This is a genomic window from Paenibacillus ehimensis NBRC 15659, assembly GCF_004000785.1.
In the GTDB taxonomy this organism is placed as follows: domain Bacteria; phylum Bacillota; class Bacilli; order Paenibacillales; family NBRC-103111; genus Paenibacillus_G; species Paenibacillus_G ehimensis.
In genome coordinates this window covers 22,763-31,306 of sequence record NZ_BILX01000073.1, presented here as the reverse complement: position 1 = coordinate 31,306, position 8,544 = coordinate 22,763, and the positions used below count along the sequence as shown (strand labels likewise).

General features: G+C 54.4%; 10 protein-coding genes. All 10 read right to left on the bottom strand.

Annotated features, from left to right (window positions below; all coding sequences use genetic code 11):
- Window positions 1-49 precede the first annotated feature (49 nt).
- Window positions 50-1,546 (bottom strand): lysine--tRNA ligase, encoded by a 1,497-nt coding sequence (lysS, locus tag PEH01S_RS28080; RefSeq protein WP_025846883.1) that lies wholly within the window; start codon window positions 1,544-1,546, stop codon window positions 50-52.
- A gap of 86 nt (window positions 1,547-1,632) precedes the next feature.
- On the bottom strand, window positions 1,633-2,109 hold the full coding sequence (gene greA / locus PEH01S_RS28075; protein WP_025846881.1) for a transcription elongation factor GreA: 477 nt from the start codon (window positions 2,107-2,109) through the stop codon (window positions 1,633-1,635).
- 200 nt (window positions 2,110-2,309) lie between these two features.
- On the bottom strand, window positions 2,310-3,302 hold the full coding sequence (gene dusB, locus PEH01S_RS28070) for a tRNA dihydrouridine synthase DusB (RefSeq protein ID WP_025846878.1): 993 nt from the start codon (window positions 3,300-3,302) through the stop codon (window positions 2,310-2,312).
- A gap of 26 nt (window positions 3,303-3,328) precedes the next feature.
- Window positions 3,329-3,544, bottom strand: a complete 216-nt coding sequence (locus PEH01S_RS28065; protein WP_010501498.1) for a helix-turn-helix domain-containing protein — start codon at window positions 3,542-3,544, stop codon at window positions 3,329-3,331.
- Window positions 3,526-4,053, bottom strand: coding sequence for a 2-amino-4-hydroxy-6-hydroxymethyldihydropteridine diphosphokinase (gene folK / locus PEH01S_RS28060; RefSeq protein ID WP_025846877.1), 528 nt, complete (start codon window positions 4,051-4,053; stop codon window positions 3,526-3,528). Before folK ends, PEH01S_RS28065 begins: the two co-directional genes overlap by 19 nt.
- A complete protein-coding gene (folB, locus tag PEH01S_RS28055) occupies window positions 4,053-4,421 on the bottom strand; it encodes a dihydroneopterin aldolase (RefSeq protein ID WP_025846875.1) in 369 nt (122 codons plus the stop codon). The genes folK and folB overlap by 1 nt, the downstream gene beginning before the upstream one ends.
- A 49-nt stretch (window positions 4,422-4,470) precedes the next feature.
- Window positions 4,471-5,301 (bottom strand): dihydropteroate synthase, encoded by an 831-nt coding sequence (folP, locus tag PEH01S_RS28050; RefSeq protein WP_025846872.1) that lies wholly within the window; start codon window positions 5,299-5,301, stop codon window positions 4,471-4,473.
- Window positions 5,291-6,205: an aminodeoxychorismate lyase gene (pabC, locus tag PEH01S_RS28045; RefSeq protein WP_127489428.1), complete on the bottom strand. Its 915-nt coding sequence runs from the start codon at window positions 6,203-6,205 to the stop codon at window positions 5,291-5,293. The genes folP and pabC overlap by 11 nt, the downstream gene beginning before the upstream one ends.
- The gene (gene pabA, locus PEH01S_RS28040; protein ID WP_127489426.1) at window positions 6,202-6,783 is read right to left on the bottom strand and encodes an aminodeoxychorismate/anthranilate synthase component II; all 582 of its coding nucleotides are present in this window, start codon (window positions 6,781-6,783) and stop codon (window positions 6,202-6,204) included. The genes pabC and pabA overlap by 4 nt, the downstream gene beginning before the upstream one ends.
- Window positions 6,780-8,342, bottom strand: a complete 1,563-nt coding sequence (locus PEH01S_RS28035; RefSeq protein ID WP_127489424.1) for an anthranilate synthase component I family protein — start codon at window positions 8,340-8,342, stop codon at window positions 6,780-6,782. The genes pabA and PEH01S_RS28035 overlap by 4 nt, the downstream gene beginning before the upstream one ends.
- Window positions 8,343-8,544: the final 202 nt, after the last annotated feature.

Below are 8,544 nucleotides of genomic sequence, written 5' to 3'. Positions count from 1 at the left end.
AAAAGCCATGCTTCCCAGAAAGGGCGAAGCATGGCTTGCTTGTTCGAAATTATTCGCCTTGGCGCTCACGCATCAGCGGGAAAAGCAGCACGTCACGAATGGACGGCGCATTCGTAAGCAACATGACCAGACGGTCGATCCCGATCCCGAGACCTCCGGTCGGCGGCATGCCGTATTCGAGAGCGCGTACGAAGTCTTCATCCATTTCATGCGCCTCGTCGTTCCCTTGCTCCCGCTCCACCAGCTGCGCTTCAAACCGCTCCCGCTGATCGATCGGATCGTTCAGCTCGGTAAACGCGTTGGCATGCTCGCGTGCCACGATAAACAGCTCGAAACGGTCTGTGAACCGAGGATCCTGCTCGTTCTTTTTCGCCAGCGGGGAAATCGCCACCGGATGCCCTGTAATGAACGTAGGCTGAATCAGCGTCTGCTCGACGAACGTCTCAAAGAACTGGTTCACGATATGACCGAAGGTCATCATCGGCTCCACCGGCACATTGTGTTCCTTCGCCAAGCGGTGCGCTTCCTCGTCGGTCATCTGAACGCTGAAATCTACACCCGTCACTTCTTTAATCGCATCGACCATCGAGACGCGGCGCCAAGATGGCGCAAGATCGATTTCTTGATCTTGATAAGTAATTTTGGTCGTTCCCAACACTTCCTGAGCAATATGCGCGATCATCTCTTCGGTCAGCTTCATGATGTCTTTATAATCGGCATACGCTTCGTACAGCTCGATCATCGTAAATTCCGGGTTGTGGCGCGTGGAAATGCCCTCATTGCGGTAGACGCGTCCGATCTCGTACACTTTCTCCATCCCGCCGACAATCAAACGCTTCAAATGAAGTTCGATTGCAATCCGCATATACAGCTGCATGTCCAGCGCATTATGATGCGTAATGAAAGGACGAGCGGCCGCACCGCCTGCAATGGCATGCAGCGTTGGCGTCTCAACCTCCAAATAGCCGCGGGAATCCAGATAGCGGCGCATCGACTGAATAATTTTGGAACGCAAAATGAAAGTCTGCTGCACGTCTTGGTTCATGATCAAATCAACGTAACGTTGACGGTACCGCAGTTCAACATCTTTGAGACCGTGATATTTCTCCGGCAGGGGCAAAAGAGATTTGGACAGCACTTCCACCGATGTCGCTTTGACGGACAGCTCGCCGGTTTTCGTCTTGAAGACGGTGCCGCGAACGCCGATCAAATCGCCGATATCAAGCAGCTCGTACGCCTTGTACTTGGCCTCTTCCAACGCGTCGGCACGCACGTAAATTTGAATTTTGCCGGTAATGTCTTGAATATGCGCAAAGCCCGCTTTGCCCATTTCCCGCTTCTGCATAATCCGTCCAGCGATGCTCACTTCGGCGGAAAGCGCTTCAAGGTCTTCCTTGGATTTGTCTTCGTAGGCTTTGAAAATATCGCCGGCGTGATGCGTTCTTTCGAACTTTTGCCCGAACGGATCTATTCCAAGGCCGCGCAGCTCATCCAATTTGTTGCGCCGAATTTGCAGCAATTCATTCAATTCCAATTCTACAGTCATGTTTCCAGCTCCTTGGTTCGTAAGTAAAGCTTCCCGGCTCTATAGTCAAAAAAGCTTCCTGAGGAAGCTCCTTTTGTTGTCGCCGATTACTTCTTGATATCGATAATTTCGTACTGGATAACCCCCGCCGGTACGCTGACGTCGACGATGGCCCCTTTGCGCTTGCCGAGAATGGCTTTGCCTACCGGGCTTTCGTTGGAAATTTTATTTTGGAACGGGTCGGACTCCGCCGTACCAACGATGGAGTATTCGACGATATCCCCAAATTCGAGGTCCTTCAAGATGACGATGGAACCGACGTTCACCGCATCCGTATCGACTTCGTCGTTGTTGATAATCCGCGCGTTGCGCAGCATTTTCTCCAAAGTGATAATACGGCCCTCAACGAACGCTTGTTCGTTCTTCGCATCCTCGTATTCCGAGTTCTCGCTGATATCTCCGTAACCGATGGCCACTTTAATCCGCTCCGCCACCTCGCGGCGCTTCACCGACTTTAAATGCTCCAGCTCTTCCTCGAGCTTTTTCAAACCTTCCTGCGTGAGAATGACTTCTTTTTCCGCCATTACTACCTATCTCCCGTCGTGTGAAAGATTTTCATATTTCGAGCCCAATCGAGTATGAATTCACTGATAATTACTATATGAACGCGACGCTGCTTGATGCCACCAATCGTCGGCCGCAAATGACTATTGACTGATTATATTGCAACCCCATTCAAATGTCAATTGAAGCCAGATGGCCCGGTTTCGCCCATCGAGCCGGACTAGTGGACGGTTGCTTCGCGTTGGTCGAGCGTTTCGATAAAGTCGGTTAGCAGTTGAACCATGGCGTCGCGTTTCGTCTGCTCCATAATGGCGTCTTTAATCCGCGCCGCTCCGTGCAGCCCCTTCAAGTACCAGGCCAGATGCTTGCGCATTTCCTTGACCGCCACCGCTTCGCCTTTCAGCGCCGTCAAGCGGTCCAAATGCAGCACCGCGATGCGAATCTTCTCTTGCGGGCTCGGTTCCGGCGGAAGCTCGCCTTTGGTCAAATATTGGATGGTCCGGTAAAGCATCCACGGATTGCCCAGCGCGGCGCGGCCGATCATGACTCCGTCGACGCCGGTCTGGTCGAGCATCCGTTTGGCATCCTCGGGGGTAAAGACGTCCCCGTTGCCGATCACCGGAATCGAAACGGCTTCCTTGACCTCTTTAATGATGTCCCAGTTCGCGTGTCCCGTATACATCTGCACTCTCGTGCGCCCATGAACGGACACGGCTGCGCCGCCGCCGTTTTCTACGGCTTTCGCATTCCGTACCGCGTAAATATGGTCGTCATCCCAGCCGATCCGCATTTTCACGGTAAGCGGCTTGCTGACGGACCGGCTGACGGTCGAAACCATCTGCTCGATTTTGTCGGGGTCCAGCAACCAACGCGCCCCCGCGTCGCATTTTGTAATTTTGGGCACAGGACAGCCCATGTTGATATCGATGATGTCCGCATTCGTATGCTGATCTACATATTTGGCCGCTTCCACGAGCGTTTCGGTGTCGCCGCCGAAAATCTGCAAGCTCAGCGGCTTCTCCCGCTCGTCGACATACAGCATCTCCAACGTGCGGTGATTGCCGTGCAGGATGGCCTTGTCGCTGACCATCTCCGCGCAGACGAGGCCGCAGCCGAATTCTTTCGCGATCAAGCGAAAGGCCGGATTGCAGACGCCTGCCATCGGGGCCAGGACCACTTTGTTCGGGGCGGTAACGTTGCCTATCGTTAACATCGTATCTCTCCTTTCTGCTTAGGTGTTTATTTGCCGCTTGCTTGGAAATAAAGCTCTTCAGGCTCAATTCCCAGCGTTTCGCATATTTTACGGACGATTTTCGGATCCGCCTTGCGCGTTCCCCGCTCGATGGAGCCGAGTACGGCAATGGAAACGTCCAACCGTTCCGCCAGTTCGTTTTGGGTAAAGCCTTTTAATTTGCGAAAAGCGCGGATGCGCTGGGCTACTGCATTTTTTTCCAAAGTGTAACGCCTTCCTTTCCTTCCGCACGCTCCAAAAACGCCCGTAAAGGCTCGGCCTGCGGCTGGTGATGAAGCTCCAATACCTCGATAAGAGGGATTAGAACGAATGCCCGCTCATGCATGCGCGGGTGAGGCAGTGTCAATTCGGGCTGCTGCCGTCTGACGTCGCCGTACATCAGCATATCGAGGTCAATGGTACGAGGCCCCCAGCGAATGTCGCGGACGCGGCCCAGCTCTCGTTCCGTTTCCATCAACTGCTCCAGCAGTTGTTCCGGGGAGAGCGTCGTCGTCACCTCGATCGCCATATTCAAAAAGGGACCCTGATCTGTATAGCCAACCGGATCGGTCTCATACAAGGACGATTGACCGGTAACGCGAATCTGCGGATGCTGCTGAAGCAAACGAACGGCTTCCGTCAGGAAGCGCTCCCGGTCTCCGATATTGGAGCCCAGTCCGATGTAAGCCCGTTCCCAAGCGGCTATGGCCGACTGCATATCTCCATCGTTCATCAGCGGGCTTCCCGCTTCCTGTGAATTTCAATCGTGAAGCCGTCAAAATGAACGGCAACCGGCGGATGCGGCTTGACGACGCGAACGGTCAATGCATTTATACTAGTATAAGTTCGCAATACTTCGGATGCAATATGCTCAGCCAGCGCCTCGACCAGCTTGAATGTTTTCTGCTCGACAATGGTTTTGATCAGGCCGTGGACCTCGGCATAATTCACGGTGTCTTCCACCCGGTCGGAGCGGCCCGCCCGGTCCAGCGGAAGGTACAGCTCCACATCCACGTAATAGCGCTGTCCCAGCTTGTTTTCCTCCGGAAAAACGCCGTGGTAGCCATAAAAGGACATCCCTTTCAGCATCATTTTATCCAACTTCGTATTCCTCCTTCAAGTCGCGGTCCCGTCAATGCAGTCAACAGGTTCATCGGTGGTGCATGATGGCGTCGGTCATATCGGCGACCCGCCGCATGGCTTTCACATCATGCACTCTGACGATCCGGCAGCCTTGGGCAATGCCGAGCGCAACGGTAGCCGCTGTCCCTTCCACCACGTCGTCCGTCGGCAAATTCAGCGCGCGGCGAATCATGCTCTTGCGCGACGTGCCGAGCAGCACCGGGTACCCTAAGGAGACGATCCGGTCCAGATAGTTCATCAGCTGCAAATTGTGCTCGTACGTTTTGGCAAATCCGATTCCCGGGTCCAAAATAATCTGCTCGTCGCGAATCCCTGCTTGGTGCGCCCGGCGAACCGTTTCCCGCAAATCCTCGATCACGTCTTGGATAAAGTTAGCATACACCGCTTCGGTGCGATTATGCATCAGAACGATCGGGCAGCCGTATTCCACAGCTACACGGGCCATGTCCGGCTCCTTCTGCAATCCCCATATATCGTTGAGCAGGCTTGCGCCCGCGGCCATCGCTTGTCTAGCCGTTTCGGCCTTATACGTGTCGATGGAGATCGGCGTCTCGATGCCTGCCTGCCGCAGCGCGCGAATGACAGGAATGACCCGTTCCAGCTCTTCCTCCAACGAAACGGCGGGAGCGCCGGGACGCGTCGATTCGCCGCCAACGTCAATCATATCGGCTCCCTGCGCGATCATCTCCAGCGCCCGGGCTACGGCAGCAATCGGGTCAATATACCGGCCCCCGTCCGAGAAGGAGTCCGGAGTCGCATTAAGAATCCCCATGACGACTGTCCTCGGCCCGCTCAACAGCTGCTTGAGCTTGTTCGAATCCGTCACGCTAGCGTTCATCATTTACCTCCTTAGCTTCAGCTGCCTTGTCCTCACCGGAACAAGCGTTCCTATACCAGGACAGCAATCTTCCCGTGATAGGACCTGCCAAGCCGTCGCCGACGGCATGCCCATTCCCTTCCCGGTCGAACAGTCTTGTAACCGGGATAATTTCTTGAATGGAATTCGTCAAAAAGACTTCGTCCGCCCCGGTAAGATCCTCCCACTTGTACAAGCCCTCCGAAACGGATAATCCGGTCTCTCGTGCCGCCGTCATCACATAGCGTCTCGTAATGCCGGGCAGCAGCCCCGTTTCCGCCGAAGGCGTATGCAGCTCTCCGCCGCGCACAAAAAATACATTGCTGACGATCCCTTCCGACAAGAAGCCTCGGGCATCCAGCAGGAGGCCTTCTGCCTGACCTGCCCAAGGATAGCGCCGGAGTTCTTGTTTTGCCAAAATATTATTCATATAATGCAGCGATTTATGTCGAATCTTGCCTTCCGGCGAATTTCGACGCGATTCGAGAAGCTGCAGCGGCTTGCCGCTAACATAAACCGACGAATCGACAGGCGGCAACGGTTTTACATAAAGCACCTCCGAAGGGTGCTTGTACGGTTCGGCCGGAAGACCAAGAATGTCCGTGCCCGCCGTAACCGTGAAACGAAAGTAGGCGTCTGTCAATTCGTTGGCCTCCAGCAGTCGGCGAATCCGGAACTGCAAGCGGTTCGGATCGGGAACGTAGCAAATGTCCAGTTCCCGGCAGCCTGCGGCCAGGCGCTCCAAATGCCATTCCAGCAAAAAGGGACGACCGCCGTAGGTGCGGAACGTCTCAAACAAGCCCATACCGTAAAGAAAACCGTGGTCGTATACGGAGACCACGGCCTTTTGTTCCTCTATGACGTTTCCGTTTAAATCGATTTTCACGCTTGGCTCACTGCCGTTTCGTTCAAGAAATTGCGCAGCATTTGATGCCCGTGATCGGTAATGATCGATTCGGGATGGAACTGCACGCCTTCGATCGGGTATTCTTTATGGCGCAGTCCCATAATTTCACCCTCGGCCGTTTCGGCGGTGACCACGAAACAATCAGGCAGCGTTTCTCTCTTTACGATCAAGGAATGGTACCTCGTTGCCGTAAATGGAGACGGCATATCCTTAAAGATCCCTTGACCGTCGTGGAATATTTCCGACGTTTTCCCGTGCATCAGCCGCTCCGCGCGGATCACTTCGCCGCCAAACGCCTGTCCGATCGATTGATGACCCAAGCAGACGCCGAGAATGGGAATCCGGCCTTTGAAGCGCTCGATCAGCGACAGGCTGATTCCGGCTTCGTTGGGCGTGCAAGGCCCCGGAGAGATCAGAATATGGTCCGGCTTTAACGCTTCGATCCCCTCCAGATCGATCTCATCGTTGCGGCGCACCTCGATCTTTTCGCCCAATTCTCCCAAATACTGCACCAAATTGTACGTAAACGAATCGTAGTTGTCGATGACCAAAATCATGATTTTCTACCTCCCGCAGGGCATGGATTTCGTTCGCTATATTGTATGGCTTTCCACATAGCTTTTGCTTTGTTAATCGATTCCGTATATTCCTTCTCCGGAATCGAGTCGATGACAATCCCCGCCCCGGCCTGCACATATCCCGTGCCGCCTGCTGCGATGAGCGTGCGTATGATTATATTAAATTCCATATCGCCATTATAGTCAATCCAACCGATAGACCCGGTATATGGTCCTCTTCTCACCGGCTCCAGTTCCTCAATAATCTCCATCGTGCGAATTTTCGGAGCACCGGTAATCGTGCCGCCCGGGAACGTCGCGGCAATGACATCGAAGGCATCACGGCCTTCGGCCAGCTTTCCTTCAACTTCCGACACGATGTGCATCACGTGGGAATAGTACTCGATGACCATAAAGTCTTTGACCTTCACGGTCCCGTATGTCGAAATTCGTCCAAGATCGTTGCGCTCCAAATCGACAAGCATAATATGCTCGGCCCGTTCTTTCTCGTGATGGATCAGTTCATCCGCAAGCTGCCTGTCTTCTTCCGGGCTCATGCCGCGCGGACGGGTGCCTGCAATCGGACGAGTGCGGACGGTTCCTCGTTCAAGCTGGACCAACAGCTCCGGGGAGCCCGATACAAGCTGAAAATCACGGAAACGCAGCAGTCCCATATAAGGGGAAGGGTTCACCAGCCGCAGCCATTCGTAAATGTCTTCAGGCGAAGCCTCAAGACGCTTGCTTTGGCGAACTGAAAGATTGACCTGAAACACGTCTCCGGCACCGATATAATCGCGAATTTTGCGCACCGCATCGATGTAGGCTTCTCTCGGAAAATCGGCAGCTATCCCTTCAATGGCATCAACGTCCACCTGCAGACGGTCTTCTTCCATCAGCCTCCGCTTCCGTTCCGCTTCCTCCTGCAAAAGCAGGTGTGCGGCCGCCTCTGCCAATCGGTCCCACAGCCCTTTCATCCGGGCCGCCGACCGCTCCGCTTCCTTATACCGGGCCTCGAGCCAACCCGGCTCTTGGACTTGTTGTGGCGAAAGCTCCGTATGGACCGCGCAAAACAGCTGATTGGTTTCATGATCGACAATCCAGAGCTCGTTCACCCGAACAAAAGCATAATCGGGCACGGGCAAATCGGCTTTCGCCCGGACTGGCAGTCGTTCAATAGTACGAATCACATCGTAGCCCCAGAACCCCACGCAGCCGCCTATCCATTTCGGGGCCCCTTCTACGACCGGCGACCGGAAAGGGGCGAGCCAGCTTTTCACCAGACCAAGCGGGGCTCCATGCCGCTTCTCTTCGCTGCCATCCTGTGCCGTAACGATCGCCTCGCAGCCGGTTCCTTGAATAGCCGAAACGGGCCGAATGCCAAAAAAACTGTAGCGGCCGCCCTTGCCGCTCTCCAGCACGAAGGAACCGGGAGCCGCTTCCTCCCAAATCGGCGCCCAGGAAAGCGGGCGGCTTTGCTCTAATGAAAACCGGATAACATATGGAAGCACGGTATAGTCCTGAGCCCACTGCTGCCATTGATGATAGGATGTCAGGAGCATGTTCCGTCCTCCTTTTGCGTTCGTCGTTTAATGTTGGGATTAGTATACTTGAAATTGCGGGCGAATAAAAGGGCGGAGATGAATCGGGAGGGCCCGGGCCCCTTGCGCAGTCTGCGGAAAATCGCGTTTCGCTTTAGCTCAGACACGTTTTGCCCCATCCCCCTAGAATATTATGGAAGTTGGTGGGAATGGAGCAAAAAAC